The following is a 26610-nucleotide window of genomic DNA, read 5'->3' as shown; positions in this document are numbered from 1 at the left end:
GTGGAGTCCGGAGCCTACTCCTGTGGGTCTAGTCTCGCGATGTGGACATTGCTCGCAACCGGCCGCGCGTCGGCCACATCCAGTTCCTCAACTGCCTTCCCCTCTACTGGGGCCTCGCGAGAACCGGCACGCTGCTCGACTTCGAGCTGACCAAGGACACCCCGGAGAAGCTCAGCGAGCAGTTGGTGCGGGGGGACCTCGACATCGGTCCCATCACCCTCGTCGAGTTCCTCAGGAACGCGGACGACCTGGTCGCCTTCCCGGACATCGCCGTGGGGTGCGACGGCCCGGTGATGTCCTGCGTGATCGTCTCGAAGGTTCCGCTGGACGAGCTGGACGGCGCCCGGGTCGCCCTCGGCTCCACCTCGCGCACCTCCGTCCGGCTCGCCCAGCTGCTGCTGGCCGACCGGTTCGGCGTAGAGCCCGAGTACTACACGTGCCCGCCCGACCTCAGCCTGATGATGCAGGAGGCCGAGGCCGCCGTGCTCATCGGAGACGCGGCGCTGCGGGCCCTCCTGCTCGACGGGCCGAAGTTCGGGCTGGAGGTGCACGACCTGGGCGCGCTGTGGAAGGAGTGGACCGGGCTGCCGTTCGTCTTCGCCGTGTGGGCGGCCCGCCGCGACTACCTGGAGCGCGAGCCCGTCATCACCCGCAAGGTCCACGAGGCCTTCCTCGACTCCCGCAACCTCTCCCTTGAGGAGGTCGGCAAGGTCGCCGAACAGGCGGCCCGCTGGGAGGCCTTCGACGAGCAGGTCCTGGAGCGGTACTTCACCACCCTCGACTTCCGCTTCGGCGGCCCCCAGCTGGAGGCGGTCGCGGAGTTCGCCCGCCGAGTCGGCCCCACCACCGGCTTCCCGGCGGACGTGAAGGTCGATCTGCTGGAGCACTGATCCCGGGTGGTGGCCGTGGCGGTGGGATGATCGGCCGATGACCGGCTTGCTGATCGCCGTCGCGGCGCTGTGGGGTGCGGCCGCCGGAGCGCTGGTGCCGCGCGCCGCGTACCGCTTCTCCGTTCCGGAGGAGGAGGACTGGCGGGAGCGGTGCCCCGGCGGGCATCCGTTCGGCGGGCCGGCCGGCGGGTGGCTCGGCCGGGCGCGGTGCGGGCGGTGCACCCCGCCAGGCCCGTACGGCCCCAGCACCCCTGTCGTCTGTCTCGTCACCGCCCTCCTGTGCGCGGGTCTCGCCGCCGCCACCGACACCCGGCCCGACCTCGTCGTCTGGCTGCTGTCGGTGCCCGTGTGGGTCCTGCTGGCCCTCGTCGACCTGCGGGTGCGGCGGCTGCCCGACGTGCTGACCCTGCCGCTCGCCGCCGCGACCCTCGCCCTCCTCGGGGTGGTCACCGCGGTGCCCGAGCACGCCGGGCACTGGCCGACCGCCGCGCTGGGCGCCCTCGCGCTCGGCGCCGGATACCTCGTGCTGTGGCTCGTCAACCCCGGCGGCATGGGCTTCGGCGATGTGAAGCTGGCGCTCGGGGCGGGCGCCGCGCTGGGCTGGTACGGCTGGGGGACCGTGCTGCTCGGCACGTTCGCCGGGTTCCTGCTCGGGGCGCTGTACGGCGGTGCCATCGTCGTCGCGAGGCGCGCGGGGCGCAAGACGGCGATCCCGTTCGGGCCGTTCCTGATCGCGGGGGCCTACCTCGGGCTGCTGATCGGCGCGTACGCGGCCTGAGGTCGGCCCCGCGAAGGGCCTGACGTAGGCTGGTTCGGTCCGTCCACCCGCCTCCTGCTGCTTTCCGACGCGCGCTTCGCGCGCACCCCTCAATCCTTGACGAAAGGGACGCCCGGTGACCGAGAAGGCCGACCTCCAGTCCGTCCTCGACCGTGCCGCCGAGGGTGGGCGGATCACCCCGGAGGAGGCGCTCGACCTCTACCGCGACGCCCCGCTGCACGCGCTCGGCGCCGCCGCCGACGCCGTACGCCGCCGCAGGTACGCGGGCACCGAGCACATCGCCACGTACATCATCGAACGCAACATCAACTACACCAACGTGTGCGTCACGGCGTGCAAGTTCTGCGCCTTCTACGCGGCCCCGAAGGACACCGCCAAGGGCTGGACCCGCGACCTGGACGACATCCTGCGCCGGTGCCAGGAGACCGTCGAACTCGGCGGGACGCAGATCATGTTCCAGGGCGGCCACCACCCGGACTACGGCGTCGAGTACTACGAGAAGCACTTCTCCGCCATCAAGCAGGCCTTCCCGCAGCTGGTCATCCACAGCCTGGGGGCCAGCGAGGTCGAGCACATGGCCCGGATCTCCGCGGTGTCGGTCGAGGAGGCCATCACCCGGATCCACGAGGCCGGTCTCGACTCCTTCGCCGGTGCCGGCGCGGAACTCCTCCCGGAGCGGCCCCGCAAGGCCATCGCCCCGCTCAAGGAGTCCGGCGAGCGCTGGCTGGAGATCATGGAGACCGCGCACCGGCTGGGTGTGGAGTCCACCTCCACCATGCTCATGGGCACGGGTGAGACCAACGCGGAGCGCATCGAGCACCTGCGGATGATCCGGGACGTGCAGGACCGCACCGGCGGCTTCCGCGCCTTCATCCCGTACACCTACCAGCCCGAGAACAACCACCTGAAGGGCCGCACCCAGGCCACGCTCTTCGAGTACCTGCGGATGATCGCCATCGCGCGGCTGTTCATGGACAACATCGCCCACATCCAGGGCTCGTGGCTGACCACCGGCAAGGAGGTCGGCCAGCTGTCGCTGCACTACGGCGCGGACGACCTCGGTTCGATCATGCTGGAGGAGAACGTCGTCTCCTCCGCCGGCGCCAAGCACCGCTCCAACCGGATGGAGATCATCGACCTCATCCGCAAGGCGGGACGCGTCCCGGCCCAGCGGGCGACGACGTACGAGCACCTCGTCGTCCACGACGACCCGGCGAACGACCCGGTCGACGAGCGGGTGATGTCGCACATCTCGTCCACGGCGATCGAGGGCGGCACGGCTCACCCCGAGCTGAAGCTGCTCTCCTCCAACTGAGCTGATCCGAGCACGGGGTGGAGACCATTCACGCGGCGGACGAGGTCCGGTGGACCTGGGACGGCACGGAGCCGGTCAAGGACGGTGCCGTGGCGGTCGAGGGCTCCCGGGTCGCCGCCGTGGGGACGCTCGCGGAGGTGCGGGAGCGGTTTCCGGGCGCTCGGGTGCGGCGCTGGCCCGGGGTGCTCGGACCGGCGCGCGTTCATGAGGGCCCGCTCCCCGATGCCCCGTCGCCACGCGAACGCGTCCACGCCGTGCTGAAAGCCGGTGCGGTGACGGTCCTGGAGGAGTACGTCGACTCGCCGGAACTCCGCGCCGCGGCCGACCGGAACGACCTCGTCGTACTCCCGCGCACCCGCCCGGCGGCGATCAGGAAGGCCGACCGCGCCGACCTGGCGGTCTTCGACGAGACCGGCGCGTGCGTCGCGACGGTGTGCGCGGGACGGCTGGTGCACAGGCGTCGGTGACGTACCGACGGTGGCGCAACCGGCCCTAGCCCGCGAACGCCTTCGCGAACGCGCCCGAACCCTGTTCCACCCCGCTGCAGTTGGTCCTGGCGTCGTCGTCCCCGGTCTTTCCCTCCGCGCACTGCTGGTCGCGGAAGGTCGACCACATGGACACCCACGCGATCTCGTTCTCGGCGGCGAACGTCCGCACCTGGGCCGCGTCGGCCAGGGTGAAGGTCTCACCGTCGACATCGTTGACGCCGATCATCGACGTGAGCGCCATGCCCCGCCAGGCGGCCGCGGACGCCAGCCCGAACACCTTCATCAGCTGGGTGTGGGAGGCCTTGGCGGAGGTGAGCGCGTAGTCGCCCATGTCGCCGTCGTACGACTCGCCGTAGTTCATCGTCATGAGGTTGACGGTGGAGACCTGCACGTCTTGCTCGTTGGCCGACTCCAGCAGCGCCAGGCTGTCCGCGTCGAGACCGGACGGCATCACCGGCAGCGTGAAGGAGACGTCGAGGTCGGCGCGGTCCCGTTGCAGGAGGGCGATCGCCTCCGAGCGACGGTCCACCGAGTCGGCGTCGGCCAGTTCGTCGCCCTCGATGTCGAAGTCGGCCCGGGTGGAGCCGGCCGCGTCCAGCGCCTCGCCGTACGCCTCGGCCAGCTTCGCCGCGCTGTCGCAGGTCGCCGCGAGTTCGTCGCCGGAGGCCCCGCCGAAGGAGACCCGCACGGTGGCACCGTCCTCCTTCAGGCGCGCGATCCGGGACTTCACCGCGGAGGAGCCGACGGCGTCGTCGTCGTTCCACTTCGGCGTGCAGCCACTGCCGTCGGAGATCACGAAGGCCAGGTTGTACGTCTCGGGGGAGCCCGTGGAGTCGAGGTCGGAGGCGTCCGTCGCGCTGACGTAGGGGGCGTAGGCGGTGGCCGTCGACGCCTCCTCGCTCGGCGGAGCGCTCGCGGTCGGGGCCGTGCTCGTCTGTGATGGGGCGTCGGGTGCCGCGTCCGAGGTGCCGTCGGACTCCGCGGAGCATCCCGCGGTGGTCAGCGCGAACAGGCAGGTGAGCCCGGCCGCCGGCTTCAGGAGACTCCGCATTGCGTATCCACCCGCTCTCGTTGCTTCTGTCTCAGGACGGAAACGAAGAGCGCTTCCGAAGTGGAAATGTCTCACACCCGACCGGGCTCCGCGGGAACAGCAAACACACGGGCACTTCATGGGCAGACATGGTCAAAAGGTGCGCCTCGGGCGTGCGATCCGGGCATTCAACTCCTTTCTCTCCGTGCGGAGTTGCGCAGGCTTTCTGGGAAACTCTCAGGAAAGGAACAGGTTGGCGACTTTCTCACGGGCGGCTCACAAGAAATGCCCAGTCAAGACCGAATAAAGGGTCCCTAACATCCGGGGAATGCATTCTGAGCCTGCCATCGAAAACCGCGCCGCCACCGGGCGCGGACGCCGCCGCAAACGCGGCACCGAGTCCGCCGAGGGGCCCGTGTTCGTCGACAACTCCGGGCGCCGCTCCAAGCTGCTGCGCCGGGTCGGTCTTCTGGTCGGTGTCGTCTGCCTCGGGTACGCGGTCGTGCTCAGCATGGCGTTCATGGGCATCGGTACCTCGATCAACCCGTCCTCGCTGGTGCCGTTCGGCGGTGGCCGCGCCGGGTTCCAGAACTCCGGCCCCCGTGGCGCCGAGCCGCAGGGCGGTATCGGCACCCCGCCCGCGAGGCCCGCCGGCACCCCGCCCACGGGCATCGCCACCGGCGCCCCGCCCAGCTCCGCCCCGACCGTGTCGGCGTCCGCCGCCGCGGCCGACGACTGACGGGACGCAGGCACCCCATGACGACGACACCCTCACGCGGCCGCCGGCGCGCCCCCACCCGGATGGAACGGGCGGCAGGCAAAGCTGCGGCACTGCAGAGACCACGGATCATCCTCGCGCTGCTGCTCCTGCTCGCCCTGACCAGCGTCATGCTGCTCGACGGCTATCTGCGCGCCGAGGTCGGCGGCGACCAGCGGGTGCGCGACGGAGCCGACTCCGACGAGGTCCCCGACACGATCCTCGACGGCGGGCCGATCCTCTCCTTCCGGGGCGGCCAGGCCGCCACCGTCTCCGTCCCGAAGAAGACGATCGCGCTCACCTTCGACGACGGCCCGAACCCGACGTACACTCCCGAGGTCCTGAAGGTCCTGGAGAAATACGACGTCCCCGCCACGTTCTTCCTGGTCGGCTCGATGGTCTCGCGCTACCCGGACATCGTGGACGACATGGTCGAGCAGGGCAACGAGGTGGGCATCCACACCTTCACCCACGTCGACCTCTCCTACCAGAGCGATGCCCGGGTCCGGCGCGAGATGCAGCAGACGCAGCTGGCGCTGGCGGGCGCGGCCGGCATCACGACCACGTTGTTCCGGGCGCCGTACTCCTCCAAGACAGACGCCATCGACAACTACAGCTGGCCCGTCTACAAGGAACTCGGCGCCGACGGCTACACCAGCGTCTTCATCGACACCGACAGCGACGACTGGAAGAAGCCGGGCGTCTCGAAGATCGTCCAGTGGGCCACGCCGAAGGGGACCACGGGCGCGTCGGTCCTGATGCACGACGCGGGCGGCGACCGCGCGCAGACGATCCAGGCGCTGCCGACGTACATCGAGAAGATGAAGGCGAAGGGGTACACCTTCACCACCATCAGCGGCGTCATCGAGGAGCAGCGGCAGCAGCAGCGCGCGAGCGCGCGGGAGGGGGCTGGGGCCGGGGCGGGGGTCGGAGCTCCCGGGGCGCCGGGTGCGCAGACCGGGCCGAACGGTCCGACGGGGGGCCGGAGTTCGACCGCGTCCTCCCCGCTCCAGGCCGCACACCGTGAGGCCACCGGAGCGACCCTCTACGAGGGCAAGGCCCTCGTCATGGCCGTCGCCGTCGCCGAGCTGGCTGTCCCGGCGCTCTCGGTCGGACTGATCGTCGTGGGTGTGGCCGTCATGGGCCGGTTCGGCATGATGCTGATCCTCGCCCGCCGGCACTACGGACAGCGCAACAAACGCCGGTTCAGCTGGGGCCCGACGGTCACCCGGCCGGTGAGCGTGATCGTCCCGGCGTACAACGAGAAGGAGTGCATCGCCAACACCCTCGAGTCGCTGGCGCGGAGCACCCATCCGATCGAGGTCATCGTCGTGGACGACGGTTCGACCGACGGCACCTCCGAGATCGCGCGCGACGCGGCCGCGTCCCTCGGCATGACGAACGTCCGGGTCATCCGCCAGGAGAACGCGGGCAAGCCGGCCGCCCTCAACAACGGGGTACGCAGCGCCCGTTACGACATCGTCGTGATGATGGACGGCGACACGGTCTTCGAGCCGGACACCGTGCGGCACCTCGTGCAGCCGTTCGCCGATCCGGAGGTCGGCGCGGTCGCCGGAAACGCCAAGGTCGGCAACCGCGACACCGTCATCGGCGCCTGGCAGCACATCGAGTACGTGATGGGCTTCAACCTCGACCGCCGTATGTACGACCTGCTGCGCTGCATGCCGACCATCCCCGGTGCGATCGGTGCGTTCCGCCGCGACGCGGTGCTCCAGGTCGGCGGGATGAGCGAGGACACCCTCGCCGAGGACACCGACATCACCATCGCCATGCACCGCGAGGGCTGGCGGGTCGTCTACGAGGAGCACGCCCGCGCCTGGACCGAGGCCCCGGGCTCCCTGAAGCAGCTGTGGTCGCAGCGCTACCGCTGGTCCTACGGCACCATGCAGGCGCTCTGGAAGCACCGCAAGTCCCTCACGGACAAGGGTCCTTCGGGACGCTTCGGCCGGGTGGGCATGCCGCTGGTGGTGGTCTTCCAGATCGTCACGCCGGTCTTCGCCCCGCTCATCGACGTGTTCACCGTCTACTCGATGATCTTCGTCGACTTCCAGGCGGCGCTGCTGGCGTGGTTCGCGGTGCTGGCCGTCCAGCTGGTGTGCGCGGCGTACGCCTTCCGCCTCGACCGCGAGAAGTACCGCTACCTGCTGATGATGCCGCTGCAACAACTGGCCTACCGCCAGATGATGTACCTCGTCCTCATCCACTCCAGCATCACCGCCCTCACCGGCGGCCGCCTGCGCTGGCAGAAACTGAAGCGGACCGGCGAGGTCGGCACTCCGGCGGGGGCGAGCTGATGAGCTGGGGACAGGAGCAGCCGCAGGGGTACGGCCAGCAGTCGTATCCGCACCAGCCGTATCCGCACCAGCCGTATCCGCCGGCGGGGGCGACGGAGGCCGAGGCTGCTGTCGGGGTGGCGGAGGAGAAGCCTCCGCCGCCGGCGAAGCCCGCCGGCCGCGACCGCTACTTCGACACCCTCAGAGCCGCCGCCCTGATCCGTGTCGTCACGTATCACACCTTCGGCTGGGCCTGGGCCGGACTGGTCTTCCCGTCGATGGGGATCATGTTCGGCCTGGCCGGCACCCTGATGGCGAAGTCCCTGGAGCGGCCCGCGCTCCAAGTGGTGAGGAGCCGGCTGCGCCGTCTCCTGCCCCCGTTCTGGTTCTGGGGCGTCTTCGTGGTCGTGGCGATGCTGGTCCACGACTGGATGCCGGGCTGGCAGATCGTCTACTGGGTCGTCCCGCTAGGCGACCCCCCGGGCAACGCGTGGGGCGAGCAGGCCTGGGAGATCCTCTGGTACCTGCGGGCGTACCTCTGGTTCGTGCTCCTGTCCCCGCTCCTGCTGAAGGTGTTCCGACTCGCGCCCGTCCCCGTGCTGTTCCTGTCCCTCGCCCCGGTCCTGGTCCTGAACTTCGTCTGGTCCGGCCCGGACAACCGGGTCGGCAGCGCGCTGTGGGACCTGTCGACGTACCTGTTCTGCTGGATCCTCGGCTTCGCCCACCGTGACGGCGTGCTGCGGCGGACGAAGCCGGCCGCGGTGGTCCCGCTGTCCCTCGCCGCGCTCGGCTACGGCGGCTGGTACGCGTTCTCCCACCAGGCCGAGTTCGGGACCTACGACCTGGACGAGATCCCGCTCGCGCAGGCCTTCTGGTCGGCCGGTTTCGTCATGCTCCTGATGTGGGCGAAGTCCCGGTTCCGGATCGACTTCGCCGGACTGACGGCCATGCCCCGCCTGGACCGGATCGTGACGGTCTTCAACGCCCGGGCCGTGACGATCTACCTCTGGCACCAGATCGCGCTGATCCTCGCGGTCCCGCTGATCGACCAGTTCTGGGAGGTGCCCGCGTTCGAGAGGTATCTGCCGCTTGACAGCCAGTGGTTCATGTTCGGCGTGGCCTGGGTCCTGATCGCGGGGTTCGTCCTGCTGTGCGGGTGGGTGGAGGACGTGGCCGCGAAGAAGAAACCACGGCTCCTCCCCTGAGCGGGCGCGAGGTGACGTACTGCAACAATGGCCACGTGACCCGCGCCTCTCTGAACAAGCAGCCGCACGAAGTCGCCTCGATGTTCGACGACGTGGCGGAACGGTACGACCTGACCAACGACGTGCTGTCGCTCGGCCAGGACCGGGTGTGGCGCAAGGAGGTGGCCAGGGCCGTCGACGCCCGTCCCGCGCAGAAGGTCCTGGACCTGGCCGCCGGTACGGCCACGTCCTCCCTGCCCTTCGCCCGCACCGGCGCCTACGTCGTCCCCTGCGACTTCTCCCTCGGCATGCTCCAGGTCGGCAAGCGCAAGCACACCTGGATGCCGTTCACCGCGGGGGACGCGACGAAGCTGCCCTTCAAGGACGACACCTTCGACGCCGTCACCATCTCCTTCGGGCTGCGCAACGTGCAGGACACGGACGCCGCGCTGCGCGAGATGTACCGGGTGACCAGGCCCGGCGGCCGGGTCGTGATCTGCGAGTTCTCCCATCCGACCTGGGCGCCGTTCCGCACCGTGTACACCGAGTACCTGATGCGTGCCCTGCCCCCGGTCGCCCGTGCCGTCTCCTCGAACCCCGATGCGTACGTCTACCTCGCCGAGTCCATCCGCGCCTGGCCCGACCAGCCCGCACTGGCCGAGCGGCTGCGCAAGGCGGGCTGGTCCAGGGTGGCCTGGCGCAACCTGACCGGCGGGATCGTGGCCCTGCACCGGGGGTTCAAGACCGACGGCCAGTAGGCCGACGGGGCTGGGCCGCCAGGGCCGGCGCGGTGGTCAGTACGGCGAGCCGAATCCGGCCGCGGTGGCGAAGGGGCCGCCCGGTTCATCGAGTTCGCGCTGCAACCCGCCTCCACCCGGCCGCGGCAGGCGCGGCTCGTGGACACCCGCGCCTCCGCCGCCCTCGCCCTCGCCGAACTCGAACCAGACCGTGACCACGGCCCAGCGCGGCACTTCGACACCCGGTGGCGGATATTGCCGTACGACGTAGTCGACGAGGGTGCGGGAGAAGTCGGGGCGGTCGGGCGCGGCGAGCAGTACGCCGCCCGTCGCGGCTGCCTCACGCGCGTCCACGGCCATCAGGCCGACCAGCCTCGGCACGCGCACTTCCAGCGGTTTGGGTGTTATTCGCACGGATGTCACCCCCAGCGGTACTGGCAGAGTAACCCCGGCCCGGTACCGCCCGGAAGCGCCAAGTGTCGTTCTGTAGCAGTCGATTACTCTCGGTGACACGTCGTGCTGGATGCACCCATCACGAGGGCTGGAGAATCAGCCGGTAGCAGTGACCCTCCTGGCGGGTGGTCGGCGTCACGAAGACCTCGGCGAGGCTCATCCCCAGGCGCCGGGTCACCGCGATGGAGCGCGCGTTGCTCGCGTTCACCATCGCCACCACGCTCGGCACGCCGGCCGCACGCACCCGTTCCACCGTCATCCGCGCCGCGGCGGTGGCGTACCCCTGGCCCCAGTGCTCCCGTCCGAGCCGCCAGCCGATCTCGATCTCGCCCCTGGGGCCCCACTCCCGCTCCCACGGCTGGGCCCCGGTGAAACCGATGACCTGCCCGGACTCGTCGAGCATGGTCCACAGGCAGTAGCCCCGCTCGGCGTCGTGCCGACGCTGGCGCGCGGTGAGCTCCTCGTAGACCGACAGCTCCGCGATCCGGCCGCCGTGGAACTCCATGACGTCCGGGTGGGCGAAGGCCCGGTGCCAGGCAACCGCGTCCTCGTCGGTGGGGACGCGCAGCCGTACTACGGGGAGAGCTCGGTTCACTGGGCAGCCCTTCAGCCGGGTGATCAATTCTGCTGAATAGACTGCCCATGTCCAGTGCCCATCGGCACGCACATTCCGAACTTGGGGAGAACCCGCCGTGACCGAGCCCCTCTCCGAAAGCACCGCCGATGTGATCGTCGTCGGCGCGGGGCCAGCCGGCTCCACCACCGCGTACCACCTCGCCAAGGCCGGACTCGACGTGCTCCTGCTGGAGAAGACCGAGTTCCCGCGCGAGAAGGTCTGCGGCGACGGCCTCACCCCGCGTGCCACCAAGCAGCTCGTCGCCATGGGCATCGACATCTCCGAGGAGGCCGGCTGGCTGCGCAACAAGGGCCTCAGGATCATCGGCGGGGGTGTGCGGCTGCAGCTCGACTGGCCGGAACTCGCCTCCTTCCCGGACTACGGCCTCGTCCGCAAGCGCGACGACTTCGACGAGCAACTGGCGCGCCAGGCACAGAAGGCGGGCGCGCGGCTCTACGAGCGCTGCAACGTGGGTGCGCCGATCCTCGACGACCGCACCGGCCGTATCACCGGCGTGCACGCCAAGCTCGGCGACGAGAAGCGCCAGGTCACCTTCCGCGCCCCGGTGGTCGTCGCCGCGGACGGCAACTCCACCCGGCTGTCCCTCGCGATGGGCCTGCACCGGCGCGAGGACCGTCCGATGGGCGTCGCGGTCCGTACGTACTTCACGTCACCCCGCCACGAGGACGACTACTTGGAGTCCTGGCTGGAACTGTGGGACCGCCGGGGCGCCGAGGACCGCCTCCTGCCCGGCTACGGCTGGATCTTCGGCATGGGTGACGGCACGTCGAACGTCGGCCTGGGCGTCCTGAACACCTCCGAGTCCTTCAAGGAGCTGGACTGGCGCGAGGTCCTGAAGGCCTGGTGCGCGTCGATGCCGGAGGACTGGGGTTACACCCCGGACAACATGACCGGTCCCATTCGCGGGGCCGCGCTGCCCATGGCCTTCAACCGCCAGCCCCACTACACCAAGGGCCTGCTGCTGGTCGGCGACGCCGGCGGCCTCGTGAACCCCTTCAACGGCGAGGGCATCGCCTACGCCATGGAGTCCGGCCAGATCGCCGCCGAGGTCATCGCCCAGGCACACGCCCGCGCCACTCCCGCGGGGCGCGAACTGGCCCTCCAGCGCTACCCGCGCGTCCTCAAGGACACCTACGGCGGGTACTACACGCTCGGCCGCGCGTTCGTGAAGCTCATCGGCAACCCGAAGGTCATGAAGATCGCGGCGCAGCGCGGCCTGACCCACCCCTTGCTGATGAAGTTCACCCTCAAGATGCTCGCCAACCTCACCGACCCCACGGGCGGCGACGCGATGGACCGCATCATCAACGGACTGAGCAAGGTGGCGCCGAAGGCGTGATCGGCCGCTGAGAGCGGCTGACTTGGCGGCCCGGCAGGCGAGGACATCCGCCCGCCGGGCCGCCAAGCCATTCGGGCACCGTCGGGCTCGGCCCGGACCCCACCCCGGCCGCCCCTGGGCGGCCCTGCGGCGCCCGTTGGGCATGCCAGAGGGGGCCGTCGCCCGAGCGGCTGCGGCCCCCTCCGTATGTCTGTGTGTGCCCCTGTGTCAGAGCACCCGCACCGCGCCGGTCGGCGGGTCGTACGACAGCGGCTTCTCAGCGACGCCCGTCGACGGGTTCTGCGCACCGACGAACATGCCGTCGCCGACGTACACCGCCACGTGGTACGCGCTGCCCGCGCTGCCCCAGTAAAGGATGTCACCCGGCTGCAGGTTGCTCAGCGAGACCTGGGTGCCGGCGGTCGACTGGTCCTGCGAGACGCGCGGCAGGCTGATGCCGACCTGCTTGAAGGCGGCCTGGACCAGACCGGAGCAGTCGTAGGCGGACGAGCCGGTCCCGCCGGAGATGTACGCCTTGCCGACCTGAGCCTTCACGAAGGAGACGACCGCCGCGGCCGAACCGGTGGCCGTGGACGTGGATGTGGACGTGGACGTGCTCACGGACGCGTCAGCGCTCGTGTCGGCGGACAGGGTGGTCCGCTCGCTGCTGCGGGTCGCGCGCTCGGCAGCGGCCTTGCGAGCGGCCTCCTCGGCGGCCTTCTTCTTGGCCTCCGCCTTCTTCTTCGCCTCAGCGAGGTCCGCCTTGGCCTGCTTCGCCGCCTTTGTGGCGGCCGCGTCACGCTCGGCCTGCAACTGGTAGTTCGCCGCGGCCTGCTGTGTGGCGTCGGCGGACTGGGCGACCTGTGTGGCCATGTCGGCCGTCAGGGTGGGCAGTTCGAGCGTCTGCGTCACCGGTTCGGCGGCGCTGGCCGAACCGGCGGCCCCGGCGACAGCCAGGGTGCTGAGAACGCCACCGGCCACTCCGGCCCGCATCGCGATTTTCGACGCGCTGCGGCGGGGTTTCCGGTGGCTGCGTATGTGAGCGGTGTGGGACATGAGAACAACCGGTATCAGGGGCTCCTCCATACCTTCAAGAAACGTGTGCTGCGCCACAGTTGTTCAATCGGACCCCTGAACAACTAGTGTGTCGCTCTTTATTGACGCCGTAACGGACATTGCGGACGCAGGTGATCAAGCCTGTGATCATGGCCTTTCGTCGTTTCGTCCGGATTGCCCTCCGCCTACCATCTGTCGCGGTGAGTGGCCAAGCCTGCTTCTTGTGTGGCTCCTGTGGATGTGGCGGAGGTCACGCAACGATTGCGAGAACGGTCGCGTCTCGCGGGGGGATCACGGACCGGTTGCGAGCGGGTCACGACCGGACGCCCGCTCGTGAACGCGTGCACACATCCACACCCACGCGACCCCTCGCTCCGATGTGTGAACGCGGGTGAACGCAGCCCCCTATCAAGAGCTCCCGGCCAGTGTCAATTTGGATGCAGGGGAAGTCTCTTGATATAGAGACGCCCCGCTCATGCCGCATTGACAAGCGAAAATGTCACCTCTCGTGATCACTCGGACGCTTCGCGTACGAAGATCACCGCTCATCCGACTTCATGATCCTTCGTCAGGTGGTGGAGATCACAAAGCTTGTGCAATACCCCGTGTCGCAGATCACAGAGTCGCAGGCATAGGATGCGAGGCAGTTGGGCTTGTGACCTGCTTCACATGTTCTCGATCTTCGCCAGGACCAGCGGGGTTCGTGGGACAGGTGAGGCGGATGTGGGTCCGATGCCATCGCCAGCAGTCAGTGCCGACTGAGAGGAGCGAGGAGCGGTGAACGCGTATGCGCCCATCCTCGTACTGGGAGCCCTCGGGGCAGGCTTTGCGATCTTCTCCGTGGTCATGGCCACGCTGATCGGTCCGAAGCGGTACAACCGGGCCAAGCTCGAGGCCTACGAGTGCGGGATCGAGCCGACCCCCACGCCGGCCGGCGGCGGGCGCTTCCCCATCAAGTACTACCTGACGGCGATGCTCTTCATCGTCTTCGACATCGAGATCGTCTTCCTCTACCCCTGGGCCGTCACCTTCGACGCCCTGGGTGTTTTCGGGCTCGTGGAGATGCTGCTCTTCGTGCTCACCGTCTTCGTCGCGTACGCGTACGTATGGCGGCGCGGCGGCCTGGAATGGGACTGAGGGGCCTTTAGTCATGGGACTCGAAGAAAAGCTGCCGAGCGGCTTTCTGCTGACCACCGTCGAGCAGGCCGCGGGCTGGGTGCGCAAGTCGTCCGTCTTCCCGGCCACCTTCGGCCTCGCGTGCTGTGCCATCGAGATGATGACCACCGGCGCCGGCCGCTACGACCTGGCGCGCTTCGGCATGGAGGTCTTCCGCGGATCCCCGCGGCAGGCGGACCTGATGATCGTCGCCGGCCGGGTCAGCCAGAAGATGGCGCCGGTGCTCAGGCAGGTCTACGACCAGATGCCGAACCCGAAGTGGGTGATCTCCATGGGGGTCTGCGCCTCCTCGGGCGGCATGTTCAACAACTACGCCATCGTCCAGGGCGTCGACCACATCGTCCCGGTCGACATCTATCTCCCCGGCTGCCCGCCACGGCCGGAGATGCTGATGGACGCCATCCTCAAGCTCCACCAGAAGATCCAGACCTCCAAGCTCGGCGTGAACGCCGAGGAGGCGGCCCGGGAGGCCGAGGAAGCGGCGCTCAAGGCCCTGCCGACGATCGAGATGAAGGGGCTGCTGCGGTGAGCGACGCCAACGGCACCACGGGCGCGGGCGGGCCGAACGGGGTGAACCCCGAAAAGGACCTCGGCACCGACAACCTCCCCGGCCAGCGCGGCGAGGGTGGTGAGGAGATCCGCGTCCAGCGCGGCATGTTCGGCGCCAACAACGGCGGCGACACCTCCGGCTACGGCGGCCTGGTCCGTTCGGTCCGGCTTCCGGGAGCGGCGAGCCGTCCCTACGGCGGTTGGTTCGACGAGGTCGCCGACGAGCTGGAGGGCGCGCTGGAGGAACAGGGGCTCCTGCCCGACAACGCGATCGAGAAGACGGTCGTCGACCGCGGCGAGCTCACCCTCCACATCGAACGCGAGCACCTGCTCCGCGTCGCCCGCACCCTGCGCGACGACCCCGCCCTGCGCTTCGAGCTCTGCACCGGCGTGAGCGGCGTCCACTACCCGCACGACAAGGGCCGCGAGCTGCACGCCGTCTACCACCTGCGCTCGATCACCCACAACCGGATGATCCGCCTCGAAGTCAGCGCCCCGGACACCGACCGGCACATCCCGTCGCTGGTCTCCGTCTATCCCACCAACGACTGGCACGAGCGCGAGACCTACGACTTCTTCGGCATCGTCTTCGACGGTCACCCGGCCCTGACGCGGATCATGATGCCGGACGACTGGCAGGGCCACCCGCAGCGCAAGGACTACCCCCTCGGCGGCATCCCCGTCGAGTACAAGGGCGCCCAGATCCCGGCTCCGGACCAGCGGAGGTCGTACTCGTGAGCACTTCGCACGCCTCCCCTCGGGAGACCACAGAAGGCACCGTCTACACGGTCACCGGCGGCGACTGGGACGAGGTCGTCCAGTCCGCCGCCCGCGCCGACGACGAGCGCATCGTCGTCAACATGGGGCCGCAGCACCCGTCCACCCACGGAGTGCTCCGCCTGATCCTGGAGATCGACGGCGAGACGGTCACCGAGGCCCGCTGCGGAATCGGTTACCTGCACACCGGCATCGAGAAGAACACCGAGTTCCGCACGTGGACGCAGGGCACCACGTTCGTGACGCGCATGGACTACCTGACGTCCTTCTTCAACGAGACCGCTTACTGTCTCGCCGTCGAGAAGCTCCTCGGCATCGAGGACCAGATTCCGGACCGCGCCACCCTCATCCGGGTGCTGCTGATGGAGCTGAACCGGTTGTCCTCGCACCTGGTGTGCATCGCCACCGGCGGCATGGAACTCGGCGCCACCACGATCATGATCTACGGATTCCGTGATCGTGAAATGATTCTCGACATCTACGAGCTCATCACGGGCCTGAGGATGAACCACGCGTACATCCGCCCCGGCGGACTCGCGCAGGACCTGCCGCCCGGCGCGGTGGACCACATCCGCGAGTTCGTGAAGAAGATGCGCAAGAACCTCCCGGAGTACGACAAGCTCGCCACCGGGAACCCCATCTTCAAGGCCCGTATGCAGGACGTCGGCTATCTCGACCTGGCCGGCTGCATGGCCCTCGGCGCCACCGGCCCGATCCTGCGCTCCACCGGCCTGCCGCACGACCTGCGCAAGGCGCAGCCGTACTGCGGCTACGAGACGTTCGACTTCGACGTCCCCACCGCCGACTCCTGCGACTCCTACGGGCGCTTCCTGATCCGGCTGGAGGAGATGCGCCAGTCCCTCAGGATCGTCGAGCAGTGCCTGGACCGGCTGCAGCCCGGCCCGGTCATGGTCGCCGACAAGAAGATCGCCTGGCCCGCCCAGCTCGCCCTGGGCCCGGACGGCCTCGGCAACTCCCTCGACCACATCAAGAAGATCATGGGCACCTCCATGGAGGCCCTGATCCACCACTTCAAGCTGGTCACCGAGGGTTTCCGGGTGCCGCCGGGACAGGCGTACGTGGCGGTCGAATCACCCAAGGGCGAGCTCGGCGTGCACGCCGTGTCCGACGGCGGCACCCGCCCCTACCGGGTCCACTTCCGCGACCCGTCCTTCACCAACCTGCAGGCCATGGCGGCGATGTGCGAGGGCGGCCAGGTCGCCGACGTCATCGTCGCTGTCGCGTCCATCGACCCCGTGATGGGAGGCGTCGACCGGTGACCACCTCTTCTTCGGAGCGGGGCGTCAGCCTGGGCATGCCCGAACTGCCCGCACCCGCTTACCCGGACGACGTCCGAGCGAGGCTGGAGACGGACGCGCGGGAGATCATCGCCCGCTACCCCGACTCCCGCTCGGCGCTCCTGCCGTTGCTGCATCTCGTGCAGTCGGAGGAGGGCCATGTCACGCGCACCGGGATGCGGTTCTGCGCGGACGTGCTGGACCTGACCACGGCCGAGGTGACCGCGGTCGCCACCTTCTACTCCATGTACCGGCGCCGGCCCAGCGGTGACTACCAGGTGGGCGTCTGCACCAACACGCTGTGCGCGGTGATGGGCGGCGACGCGATCTTCGAGACCCTCCAGGAACACCTCGGCGTGGGCAACGGCGAGACCACCGACGACGGCAAGGTCACCCTGGAGCACATCGAGTGCAACGCGGCCTGCGACTTCGCCCCGGTGGTGATGGTCAACTGGGAGTTCTTCGACAACCAGACCCCCGCCACCGCCAAGCGCCTCGTCGACGACCTGCGGGCCGGCCGCCCGGTCGAGCCCACGCGCGGGGCGCCGCTGTGCACCTTCAAGGAGACCGCCCGGATCCTGGCCGGTTTCCCCGACGAGCGGCCCGGGGCCGTCGAGGCGAGCGGCGGAGCGGGACCCGCTTCGCTGGTGGGCCTTCGCCTGGCGAGGGGAGAGGCCGCACCCGCGCGCGTGGTCCATCCGCGTGACGGCGATCCGCACGACGGCGGTGGGCGTGAGGAGCCGCAGGACAGGGCCGTGCACGAACCGTCACCGACCGAGCACCTGAGCTCACACGACGCGCCACAGGACACGTCGGCCTCCGACCCGGCCCACCCGGCAGGTCCTGCCGCCGAGGAGGGGGAGTGATGACCTTGGCAGCCGAACTCAAAGACACCAGCCCCGAGAAGCTGCTCGCACCCGTGCTGTCGTCCTTCTGGGACGCCGACAAGTCCTGGACCTTGGACGTCTACCGACGGCACGAAGGGTACGAGGGGCTCCGCAAGGCGCTCGCCATGTCACCGGACGACCTGATCGCGTACGTCAAGGACTCCGGTCTGCGCGGGCGCGGTGGCGCGGGATTCCCGACCGGAATGAAGTGGCAGTTCATTCCGCAAGGGGATGGAAAGCCGCACTATCTAGTTGTCAACGCCGACGAGTCGGAGCCAGGGACCTGCAAGGACATCCCGCTCCTCTTCGCGAACCCGCACAGCCTCATCGAGGGCATTGTCATCGCGTGTTACGCCATCAGGTCTTCGCATGCCTTCATCTATCTGCGTGGTGAAGTCGTCCCCGTCTTGCGGCGGTTGCACGAGGCCGTGCGTGAGGCCTACGCGGCGGGCTACCTCGGCGAGAACATCATGGGCAGCGGACTCGACCTCCAACTCACCGTGCACGCGGGCGCGGGCGCGTACATCTGCGGTGAGGAGACCGCACTGCTCGACTCGCTCGAAGGCCGCCGGGGTCAACCGCGGCTCCGTCCCCCCTTCCCTGCCGTCGCGGGCCTCTATGCGTGCCCGACTGTGGTGAATAACGTCGAATCGATCGCGTCAGTTCCCGCGATCCTGAACAGGGGCAAAGAGTGGTTCAGGTCGATGGGCAGCGAGAAGTCCCCCGGCTTCACGCTCTACTCGCTCAGCGGCCATGTCACCAATCCCGGTCAGTACGAGGCCCCGCTCGGCATCACACTCCGCCAGCTCCTCGACATGAGCGGCGGCATGCGAGCCGGACATCGCCTCAAGTTCTGGACGCCGGGTGGCTCCTCGACACCGATGTTCACCGACGAGCATCTCGACGTCCCTCTTGATTACGAAGGAGTGGGCGCCGCGGGTTCCATGCTGGGCACAAAAGCTCTGCAATGTTTCGACGAGACGACCTGTGTGGTCCGTGCCGTCACCCGCTGGACCGAGTTCTACGCCCACGAGTCCTGCGGCAAGTGCACACCGTGCCGCGAAGGTACGTACTGGCTCGTGCAGTTGCTGCGTGACATCGAGGCCGGCAAGGGCGTCATGGCCGACCTCGACAAGCTGAACGACATCGCCGACAACATCAACGGCAAGTCCTTCTGCGCCCTCGGCGACGGCGCCGCCTCGCCGATCTTCTCCTCGCTCAAGTACTTCCGTGAGGAGTACGAGCAGCACATCACGGGCCGCGGCTGCCCCTTCGACCCCGCCAGGTCGACGGCCTGGGCCGACCGCACGGAGGTGAACGCATGACCGTACGTCAGTCTGAAAGCGGCTCCGCCGCGGGCCAGCGCCCCTCGGGCGGGGGAGAAGCGGCGGTCCCGCCGGAGGACCTCGTGGCGCTGACCATCGACGGCGTCGAGATCAGCGTGCCCAAGGGCACCCTGGTCATCAGGGCCGCCGAGCAGCTCGGCATCGAGATCCCCCGGTTCTGCGACCATCCTCTCCTCGACCCGGCCGGCGCCTGCCGCCAGTGCATCGTCGAGGTCGAGGGCCAGCGCAAACCGATGGCGTCCTGCACCATCACCTGCACGGACGGGATGGTGGTGAAGACCCACCTCACCTCGCCGGTCGCCGAGAAGGCCCAGCACGGGGTGATGGAGCTGCTCCTCATCAACCACCCCCTGGACTGCCCGGTCTGCGACAAGGGCGGCGAGTGCCCGCTGCAGAACCAGGCGATGTCGCACGGCCAGGCCGAGTCCCGCTTCGAGGGCAGGAAGCGGACCTACGAGAAGCCCGTGCCGATCTCCACGCAGGTATTGCTCGATCGTGAGCGGTGCGTGCTGTGCGCCCGCTGCACCCGGTTCTCCAACCAGGTCGCGGGCGACCCGATGATCGAGCTGATCGAGCGGGGCGCGCTCCAGCAGGTCGGCACCGGCGAGGGCGACCCCTTCGAGTCGTACTTCTCCGGCAACACCATCCAGATCTGCCCGGTCGGCGCGCTGACCTCGGCGGCGTACCGATTCCGCTCCCGCCCCTTCGACCTGGTCTCCTCGCCCTCCGTGTGCGAGCACTGCTCCGGAGGCTGCGCCACCCGCACCGACCACCGGCGCGGCAAGGTCATGCGGCGCCTCGCGGCCAACGACCCCGAGGTCAACGAGGAGTGGATCTGCGACAAGGGACGGTTCGGGTTCCGGTACGCGCAGCAGCGGGACCGGCTCCAGACACCCCTGGTCCGCAACCCGGAGGGTGACCTGGTGCCGGCCTCCTGGCCGGAGGCGCTGCAGATCGCGGCCCAGGGACTGCTCGCCTCACGCGGGCGGGCCGGGGTCCTGACCGGCGGCCGCCTCACCATCGAGGACGCCTACGCGTACAGCAAGTTCGCGCGGGTGGCGCTGGACACCAACGACATCGACTTCCGCGCGCGTGTGCACAGCGGCGAGGAAGCCGATTTCCTGGCCGCCCAGGTCGCCGGCCGCGGCCGTGACCTCGACGGTACGGGCGTCACGTACACCGCTCTGGAGAAGGCGCCCGCCGTTCTGCTGGTCGGGTTCGAGGCCGAGGAGGAGGCACCCGGCGTCTTCCTGAGGCTGCGCAAGGCCTGGCGGGGGCACGGACAGAGGGTCTTCTCCCTCGCCACGCACGCCACCCGCGGCCTGGAGAAGGCGGGCGGCACGCTGCTGCCGGCCGCCCCGGGCACCGAGACCGAGTGGCTCGAAGCGCTCGCGAGCGGGGACGGGCTGGAGGACGGCGGCGCCACGGCCGCCGAGGCACTGCGGGCCGAGGGCTCGGTGATCGTCGTAGGAGAGCGGCTGGCCTGCGTGGCGGGCGGGCTGACCGCCGCCGTACGGGCCTCGGCCGCGCTCGGCGCGCGGCTGGTGTGGATCCCGCGTCGGGCCGGGGAGCGCGGCGCCGTCGAGGCGGGCGCGCTGCCCTCGCTGCTACCGGGCGGTCGCCCGGCGACCGACCCGCGCGCGCGGGACGAGGTCGCCGCGGTCTGGGGCCTGGCCGAACTGCCGCACCGCTACGGGCGCGACACCGGTCAGATGGTCGAGGCCGCTGCCCGGGGTGAACTGCAGGCGCTGGTGGTCGCCGGCGTCGAGGTCGCGGACCTGCCGGACCCGGCCCGCGCGCGGGAAGCCCTCCAGGAGGCAGGCTTCCTGGTGTCCCTTGAGCTGCGGCCCAGCGAGGTCACCGAACTCGCGGACGTCGTCCTTCCGGTCGCCGCGGTGGCCGAGAAGGCCGGCACCTTCCTCAACTGGGAGGGCCGGGTGCGCTTCTTCGAGGCCGCGCTCAAGCCCGACCAGATGACCCGCCGTCTCGCGCCCACCGACGCACGCGTACTGCAGATGCTGGCCGACGCCATGGACGTACACCTCGGGCTGCCGGATCTGCGTACCGCGCGCGCGGAGCTGGACCGGCTGGGCCCCTGGGACGGGCCGCGCGCCGGCGACCCCCTGGAGACCCCGGCCCCCTTGCCGAGGCCGGCCGCCGGAGAGGCCGTACTGGCCGGGCACCGGCTGCTGCTCGACCAGGGGCTCCTCCAGCAGGGCGACGAGGCGCTCGCCGGGACACGGCACGCGGCCCACGCGCGCCTGTCGCCCGCCACGGCCGCCGAGGCGGGTGTGAAGGACGGTGACCTGCTCGCCGTGACCGCGACCACCGGCACGGTCGAACTTCCTCTGAAGATCACCGACATGCCCGACCGGGTGGTCTGGCTCCCGCTGAACTCCGTGGGCGGGGGCGTCGCCTCCGACACCGGGGCGCGGCCCGGTTCACTCGTCCGGATCGGACCGGCGACGCTCGCCGCCGACGTCACCGAGGAGGTGGAGGCATGAGTGCGTACCTCGCCGCTGAAGACCTCTCGATGTTCGGCACCGACCCCTGGTGGCTGGTCCTCATCAAGGCGGTGTTCTGCTTCGCCTTCCTGATGGTGACGGTGCTGTTCTCCATCGTGTGGGAACGCAAGGTCGTCGCCTGGATGCAGCTGCGCATCGGCCCCAACCGGCACGGCCCCTGGGGCATGCTCCAGTCGCTCGCCGACGGCATCAAGCTGATGCTCAAGGAAGACGTCATCGTCAAGCGCGCGGACAAGGTGGTGTACGTCCTCGCGCCGATCGTCGCGGCCATCCCGGCCTTCATGGCGATCGCGGTGATCCCCTTCGGCCCGTCCGGCAACGAGATCTCGATCTTCGGCCACCGCACCGCGATGCAGCTCACCGACCTGCCGATCGCGATGCTCTACATCCTCGCGGTCGCCTCGGTCGGTATCTACGGCATCGTGCTCGCCGGCTGGAGCTCCGGATCCACCTATCCGCTGCTGGGCGGTCTGCGCTCCTGCGCGCAGATGATCTCGTACGAGATCGCCATGGGCGCAGCCTTCGCGTCGGTGTTCCTCTACTCGGGGTCGATGTCGACCTCGACGATCGTCGAACAGCAACAGGACCGCTGGTACATCCTGCTGCTGCCGGTCTCCTTCTTGATCTACATCGTGACGATGGTCGGCGAGACCAACCGCGCCCCCTTCGACATGCCGGAGTCCGAGGGCGACCTGGTCGGCGGCTTCAACACCGAGTACTCGTCGATCAAGTTCGCGATGTTCATGCTCGCCGAGTACGTCAACATGGTGACGGTCTCGGCCGTGTCGACGACGCTCTTCCTGGGCGGCTGGCGGGCCCCGTGGCCGATCAGCACCTTCTGGGAGGGCGCCAACCACGGCTGGTGGCCGCTGCTCTGGTTCGTGATCAAGGTGCAGTTGCTGCTGTTCTTCTTCATCTGGCTGCGCGGCACCCTCCCGCGGGTCCGCTACGACCAGCTGATGAAGCTCGGCTGGAAGGTCCTCATCCCGATCTCCCTGGTCTGGCTGATGCTCGTGGCCACCGTGCGGACCCTCAGGAACGAGAACTACGACTTCGCCGACATCGTCCTCTACGTCGTCGGCGGGGTCCTCGTCCTGCTGCTGCTCTCCTTCGTCGTCGACATGTTCCGCGAGAAGGCGAAGACGGCCGAGCAGGCCGCCGAGGAACCGGCCGGGTTCGACCCGATGGCGGGCGGGTTCCCCGTACCCCCGCTGCCCGGACAGGAGCTCCCACCGGTGCCACGGCGCCGCTCGCACCGCGAGCGGGAGCTGATTGTCAGTGGTGGGCCCGATACTCAGAGTGACGGATCTCTGGATGGAAAGGAGGCGTCCGATGGCTGAGGAGCCCAAGGAGACCAAGCCCGGTTTCCAGAACCCCGTGGCCGGCTTCGGCGTGACCTTCAAGGCCATGTTCAAGAAGCGGCTGACCGAGCAGTACCCGGAGCAGCAGAAGACCACCGCTCCCCGCTTCCACGGACGGCACCAGCTCAACCGCCATCCGGACGGCCTGGAGAAGTGCGTCGGCTGTGAACTGTGCGCCTGGGCCTGCCCCGCGGACGCCATCTACGTGGAAGGCGCCGACAACACCGACGAGGAACGCTACTCGCCGGGCGAGCGGTACGGCCGCGTCTACCAGATCAACTACGCCCGCTGCATCCTGTGCGGCCTGTGCATCGAGGCGTGCCCCACCCGCGCGTTGACGATGACCAACGAGTTCGAACTGGCCGACTCCAGCCGCGCCAACCTCATCTTCACCAAGGAACAGCTGCTCGCGGGCCTCGAGGAGGGCATGGTCGACAGCCCGCACGCCATCTACCCCGGCACCGACGAGCAGGACTACTACCGGGGCCTGGTGACGGAGGCGGCCCCGGGGACCGAGCGCCAAGTGGCCCTCTCCAAGGGCGAGGTGGTGCAGGAGGCCGAGTCCACCTTCGGTGAGGGTGAACCGGCGTCAAAGAAGGTGATCGGCCGATGACCGCGCAACTCGCCGCCACCTCCCTGGCGGCCTACTCCACCTCCACCGGCGAGGCCTTCCAGTTCTGGGTTCTCGGCACCGTGGCCGTGATCGGCGCCCTGTGCACCGTCCTCATGAAGAAGGCCGTGCACAGCGCGCTCTGTCTCGCCGGCACCATGATCATCCTGGCGGTGTTCTACCTCGCCAACGGCGCCTACTTCCTGGGCGTCGTCCAGATCGTCGTCTACACCGGCGCGATCATGATGCTGTTCCTGTTCGTGGTGATGCTCGTCGGCGTCACCGCGGCGGACTCCCTCAAGGAGACCATCAAGGGCCAGCGCTGGCTGGCCCTGCTGTGCGGACTCGGCTTCGCCGTCCTGCTGTTCGCGGGCATCGGCAACGCGTCCCTCACCGAGTTCAACGGTCTCGGCCAGGCCAACGCGAACGGCAACGTGGAGGGCCTCGCCGCCCTCATCTTCACCAAGTACGTGTTCGCCTTCGAGATCACCGGCGCCCTGCTGATCACCGCGGCCGTCGGCGCCATGGTGCTCACCCACCGCGAGCGCACCGAGCGCCCCAAGTCCCAGCGCGAGCTGGCCGAGCAGCGGGTGCGCGAGAACAAGCACGTACCGCCGCTGCCGGCACCCGGCGTGTACGCCCGGCACAACGCCGTGGACATCGCGGGCCTGCTGCCCGACGGCACCCCGTCCGACCTCACCGTCAGCAAGACGCTGCGGGAGCGCGGACAGATCCGTGACGTCTCGCAGGAAGCGCTCAACGACCTGCGGGCCCTGGAGAAGCGCGCCACGGAGCGCCTGGAGCGGACCGAGATCGAGCCGGCGAACCTCAAGCGGGCCGAGGAGGCGTCGAAGTGAACCCCGTCAACTACCTGTATCTCGCAGCCCTGCTGTTCACGATCGGCGCCACCGGGGTGCTGATCAGGCGCAACGCCATCGTGGTGTTCATGTGCGTCGAGCTGATGCTCAACGCCTGCAACCTCGCGTTCGTCGCCTTCTCCCGGATGCACGGCAATCTCGACGGCCAGATCATCGCCTTCTTCACGATGGTCGTCGCCGCCGCGGAGGTCGTGGTCGGGCTCGCGATCATCGTGTCGCTGTTCCGTTCCCGCCACTCGGCCTCGGTCGACGACGCCAGCCTGATGAAGCTGTAAGGGGTCGCTGAACCGTGTCTAACGCTGAGAACCTGATCGCGCTGCTCATCGCGGCGCCCCTGCTCGGAGCGGCGGTCCTGCTCTGCGGCGGCCGGAGACTGGACGCCATCGGCCACTGGATCGGCACGGCTCTGGCCGGCGCGTCCTTCGTGATCGGTGTGATCCTCTTCGTCGACCTGCTCGGCAAGGACGCCGAGCACCGCACCCTCACCCAGCACCTGTTCAGCTGGATCCCGGTCGGCGGCTTCCAGGCGGACGTCGGCTTCCAACTCGATCAGCTGTCGATCACCTTCGTACTGCTGATCACCGGCGTCGGCTCGCTGATCCACCTGTACTCGGTCGGATACATGGAGCACGACGAGCGTCGCCGTCGCTTCTTCGGTTACCTGAACCTGTTCCTCGCGGCGATGCTGCTGCTCGTCCTCGCCGACAACTACCTCCTGCTGTACGTCGGCTGGGAGGGCGTCGGTCTGGCGTCCTACCTGCTGATCGGGTTCTGGCAGCACAAGCCCAGCGCGGCCACCGCGGCGAAGAAGGCCTTCCTGGTCAACCGCGTCGGCGACATGGGCCTGTCGATCGCGATCATGCTGATGTTCACGACCTTCGGCACCTTCGCGTTCGGCCCGCTGCTGGGCACCCTGGACGAGCCGGGACTGGCCGGTGACGCCACCGAGGGCAAGCTCACCGCGATCGCCCTGATGCTGCTGCTCGCGGCCTGCGGCAAATCCGCCCAGGTGCCGCTGCAGTCCTGGCTCGGGGACGCGATGGAAGGCCCGACCCCGGTCTCGGCCCTCATCCACGCCGCCACGATGGTGACCGCGGGCGTGTACCTGATCGTCCGCTCCGCGGCCATCTTCAACGCGGCCCCCGACGCCCAACTCGTCGTCACCGTGGTCGGCGCGGTCACGCTGCTGTTCGGTGCGATCGTCGGTTGCGCGAAGGACGACATCAAGAAGGCGCTGGCCGGCTCGACCATGTCGCAGATCGGCTACATGGTCCTCGCCGCGGGCCTCGGCCCCATCGGCTACGTTTTCGCGATCATGCACCTGGTGACGCACGGCTTCTTCAAGGCCGGGCTGTTCCTCGGCGCCGGTTCGGTCATGCACGGCATGAACGACGAGGTCGACATGAGGAAGTACGGCGGCCTGAGGAAGTACATGCCGATCACCTTCATCACCTTCGGCCTCGGTTACCTCGCCATCATCGGCTTCCCCGGCCTGTCGGGCTTCTTCTCCAAGGACAAGATCATCGAGGCGGCCTTCGCCAAGGGCGGCACCGAGGGCTGGATCCTCGGCGCGTGCGCCCTTCTGGGCGCCGCCATCACGGCGTACTACATGACGCGCGTGATGCTGATGACGTTCTTCGGAGAGGAACGCTGGCGCAACGCTCCGACGCCCTCCCCGGCCGAGCCGAGCGTGGAGCCCGCCGCCGAGCACCACGGCGAGCACGCCGAACCGCACCCGCACGAGTCACCCAGCTCCATGACGATCCCGATGATCGTGCTGGCCTTCGGATCGGTCTTCGCGGGTGGGTTCTTCAGCATCGGCGACCGCTTCCTGCACTGGCTGGAGCCCGTCACCGGTCACAACCACGGCAACTCCCCGGTCAGCGCGCTGACGGTCACCCTCGCCACGATGGTGGTGCTCGTCGTCGGCGTCGCCGTCGCATACGCCCAGTACGGCCGCCGTCCGGTGCCGGTCCTCGCCCCGCGCGGATCGCTGCTCACCCGGGCCGCCCGGCGCGACCTGCTCCAGGACGACTTCAACCACGTGGTCCTGGTCCGAGGCGGAGAGCACCTCACGCGCTCCTTGGTGTACGTCGACCACACCCTGGTCGACGGTGTCGTCAACGGCACGGCGGCCTCGATGGGCGGCCTCTCCGGGCGGATGCGCAGGCTGCAGAACGGCTTCGCGCGGTCGTACGCGGTCTCGATGTTCGGCGGTGCGGCGGTCCTCGTCGCCGCGACCCTGCTGATGAGGGCGGTCTGATAC

General features: G+C 69.1%; 25 protein-coding genes. 21 read left to right on the top strand and 4 right to left on the bottom strand.

What is annotated here, in order from left to right; genetic code table 11:
* Positions 1–41: 41 nt before the first annotated feature.
* The 4 genes from ABZ027_RS09280 (at position 42) to ABZ027_RS09265 (ending at position 3450) form a co-directional block, all read left to right on the top strand.
* Positions 42–890 carry a menaquinone biosynthesis protein gene (locus ABZ027_RS09280; RefSeq protein ID WP_356765994.1) on the top strand — a complete coding sequence of 283 codons (849 nt, stop codon included), beginning with the start codon at positions 42–44 and terminating at the stop codon, positions 888–890.
* A gap of 37 nt (positions 891–927) precedes the next feature.
* Positions 928–1668, top strand: a complete 741-nt coding sequence (locus ABZ027_RS09275; protein ID WP_356765992.1) for an A24 family peptidase — start codon at positions 928–930, stop codon at positions 1666–1668.
* A gap of 115 nt (positions 1669–1783) precedes the next feature.
* On the top strand, positions 1784–2983 hold the full coding sequence (mqnC, locus tag ABZ027_RS09270; RefSeq protein ID WP_356765990.1) for a cyclic dehypoxanthinyl futalosine synthase: 1200 nt from the start codon (positions 1784–1786) through the stop codon (positions 2981–2983).
* Between the two features lie 17 nt (positions 2984–3000).
* Positions 3001–3450, top strand: coding sequence for a hypothetical protein (locus tag ABZ027_RS09265; RefSeq protein WP_356765988.1), 450 nt, complete (start codon positions 3001–3003; stop codon positions 3448–3450).
* A gap of 25 nt (positions 3451–3475) precedes the next feature.
* Here the strand turns inward: ABZ027_RS09265 and ABZ027_RS09260 are convergent, their stop codons facing one another.
* Complete coding sequence (locus ABZ027_RS09260) at positions 3476–4522, bottom strand: chitinase (RefSeq protein WP_356765986.1); 1047 nt, start codon at positions 4520–4522, stop codon at positions 3476–3478.
* Between the two features lie 307 nt (positions 4523–4829).
* Between ABZ027_RS09260 and ABZ027_RS09255 the strand changes: the two genes are divergently transcribed.
* From ABZ027_RS09255 to ABZ027_RS09240, 4 genes are read left to right on the top strand one after another with little or no spacing between them, the layout of a single operon-like run.
* Positions 4830–5240 carry a hypothetical protein gene (locus ABZ027_RS09255; RefSeq protein ID WP_356765984.1) on the top strand — a complete coding sequence of 137 codons (411 nt, stop codon included), beginning with the start codon at positions 4830–4832 and terminating at the stop codon, positions 5238–5240.
* A gap of 17 nt (positions 5241–5257) precedes the next feature.
* Positions 5258–7573: a bifunctional polysaccharide deacetylase/glycosyltransferase family 2 protein gene (locus ABZ027_RS09250; protein ID WP_356765982.1), complete on the top strand. Its 2316-nt coding sequence runs from the start codon at positions 5258–5260 to the stop codon at positions 7571–7573.
* The gene (locus ABZ027_RS09245; RefSeq protein ID WP_356765980.1) at positions 7573–8757 is read left to right on the top strand and encodes an acyltransferase; all 1185 of its coding nucleotides are present in this window, start codon (positions 7573–7575) and stop codon (positions 8755–8757) included. Before ABZ027_RS09250 ends, ABZ027_RS09245 begins: the two co-directional genes overlap by 1 nt.
* Positions 8758–8792: 35 nt before the next feature.
* Complete coding sequence (locus ABZ027_RS09240; RefSeq protein ID WP_356765978.1) at positions 8793–9494, top strand: demethylmenaquinone methyltransferase; 702 nt, start codon at positions 8793–8795, stop codon at positions 9492–9494.
* Between the two features lie 36 nt (positions 9495–9530).
* Here the strand turns inward: ABZ027_RS09240 and ABZ027_RS09235 are convergent, their stop codons facing one another.
* Both ABZ027_RS09235 and ABZ027_RS09230 read right to left on the bottom strand, forming a co-directional pair.
* Positions 9531–9887 carry a PASTA domain-containing protein gene (locus ABZ027_RS09235; protein ID WP_356765976.1) on the bottom strand — a complete coding sequence of 119 codons (357 nt, stop codon included), beginning with the start codon at positions 9885–9887 and terminating at the stop codon, positions 9531–9533.
* Between the two features lie 118 nt (positions 9888–10005).
* On the bottom strand, positions 10006–10548 hold the full coding sequence (locus ABZ027_RS09230; RefSeq protein ID WP_356765974.1) for a GNAT family N-acetyltransferase: 543 nt from the start codon (positions 10546–10548) through the stop codon (positions 10006–10008).
* A gap of 70 nt (positions 10549–10618) precedes the next feature.
* Between ABZ027_RS09230 and ABZ027_RS09225 the strand changes: the two genes are divergently transcribed.
* Entirely contained in the window at positions 10619–11902 is a 1284-nt protein-coding gene (locus tag ABZ027_RS09225; protein WP_356765972.1) for a geranylgeranyl reductase family protein, read from the top strand.
* A gap of 207 nt (positions 11903–12109) precedes the next feature.
* Here the strand turns inward: ABZ027_RS09225 and ABZ027_RS09220 are convergent, their stop codons facing one another.
* Positions 12110–12937, bottom strand: a complete 828-nt coding sequence (locus ABZ027_RS09220; RefSeq protein ID WP_356765970.1) for a C40 family peptidase — start codon at positions 12935–12937, stop codon at positions 12110–12112.
* Between the two features lie 777 nt (positions 12938–13714).
* Here ABZ027_RS09220 and ABZ027_RS09215 point away from each other — a divergent pair.
* The 12 genes from ABZ027_RS09215 to nuoL are packed head-to-tail and all read left to right on the top strand — an operon-like array spanning position 13715 to position 26607.
* Positions 13715–14074 (top strand): NADH-quinone oxidoreductase subunit A, encoded by a 360-nt coding sequence (locus tag ABZ027_RS09215; protein WP_007383963.1) that lies wholly within the window; start codon positions 13715–13717, stop codon positions 14072–14074.
* Positions 14075–14087: 13 nt separating this feature from the next.
* On the top strand, positions 14088–14642 hold the full coding sequence (locus ABZ027_RS09210) for an NADH-quinone oxidoreductase subunit B (protein ID WP_010041554.1): 555 nt from the start codon (positions 14088–14090) through the stop codon (positions 14640–14642).
* Positions 14639–15400: an NADH-quinone oxidoreductase subunit C gene (locus tag ABZ027_RS09205; RefSeq protein ID WP_356765967.1), complete on the top strand. Its 762-nt coding sequence runs from the start codon at positions 14639–14641 to the stop codon at positions 15398–15400. The genes ABZ027_RS09210 and ABZ027_RS09205 overlap by 4 nt, the downstream gene beginning before the upstream one ends.
* Positions 15397–16719, top strand: a complete 1323-nt coding sequence (locus ABZ027_RS09200; protein ID WP_356765965.1) for an NADH-quinone oxidoreductase subunit D — start codon at positions 15397–15399, stop codon at positions 16717–16719. Before ABZ027_RS09205 ends, ABZ027_RS09200 begins: the two co-directional genes overlap by 4 nt.
* Positions 16716–17603, top strand: a complete 888-nt coding sequence (nuoE, locus tag ABZ027_RS09195; RefSeq protein ID WP_356765963.1) for an NADH-quinone oxidoreductase subunit NuoE — start codon at positions 16716–16718, stop codon at positions 17601–17603. The genes ABZ027_RS09200 and nuoE overlap by 4 nt, the downstream gene beginning before the upstream one ends.
* Positions 17600–18949, top strand: a complete 1350-nt coding sequence (gene nuoF / locus ABZ027_RS09190; RefSeq protein WP_356765961.1) for an NADH-quinone oxidoreductase subunit NuoF — start codon at positions 17600–17602, stop codon at positions 18947–18949. The genes nuoE and nuoF overlap by 4 nt, the downstream gene beginning before the upstream one ends.
* Positions 18946–21474 carry an NADH-quinone oxidoreductase subunit G gene (locus ABZ027_RS09185; protein ID WP_356765959.1) on the top strand — a complete coding sequence of 843 codons (2529 nt, stop codon included), beginning with the start codon at positions 18946–18948 and terminating at the stop codon, positions 21472–21474. Before nuoF ends, ABZ027_RS09185 begins: the two co-directional genes overlap by 4 nt.
* A complete protein-coding gene (gene nuoH / locus ABZ027_RS09180; protein ID WP_356765957.1) occupies positions 21471–22835 on the top strand; it encodes an NADH-quinone oxidoreductase subunit NuoH in 1365 nt (454 codons plus the stop codon). Before ABZ027_RS09185 ends, nuoH begins: the two co-directional genes overlap by 4 nt.
* A complete protein-coding gene (gene nuoI, locus ABZ027_RS09175) occupies positions 22828–23469 on the top strand; it encodes an NADH-quinone oxidoreductase subunit NuoI (protein WP_356765955.1) in 642 nt (213 codons plus the stop codon). The genes nuoH and nuoI overlap by 8 nt, the downstream gene beginning before the upstream one ends.
* Complete coding sequence (locus ABZ027_RS09170; RefSeq protein ID WP_356765953.1) at positions 23466–24323, top strand: NADH-quinone oxidoreductase subunit J; 858 nt, start codon at positions 23466–23468, stop codon at positions 24321–24323. Before nuoI ends, ABZ027_RS09170 begins: the two co-directional genes overlap by 4 nt.
* Positions 24320–24619 carry an NADH-quinone oxidoreductase subunit NuoK gene (nuoK, locus tag ABZ027_RS09165; protein ID WP_004927567.1) on the top strand — a complete coding sequence of 100 codons (300 nt, stop codon included), beginning with the start codon at positions 24320–24322 and terminating at the stop codon, positions 24617–24619. The genes ABZ027_RS09170 and nuoK overlap by 4 nt, the downstream gene beginning before the upstream one ends.
* 14 nt (positions 24620–24633) lie before the next feature.
* Entirely contained in the window at positions 24634–26607 is a 1974-nt protein-coding gene (nuoL, locus tag ABZ027_RS09160; protein ID WP_356765950.1) for an NADH-quinone oxidoreductase subunit L, read from the top strand.
* Positions 26608–26610 lie beyond the last annotated feature (3 nt).

It is taken from the genome of Streptomyces sp. NPDC006332 (assembly GCF_040612855.1).
GTDB lineage: Bacteria > Actinomycetota > Actinomycetes > Streptomycetales > Streptomycetaceae > Streptomyces.
This window is presented reverse-complemented; position numbering and strand designations above follow the sequence as displayed.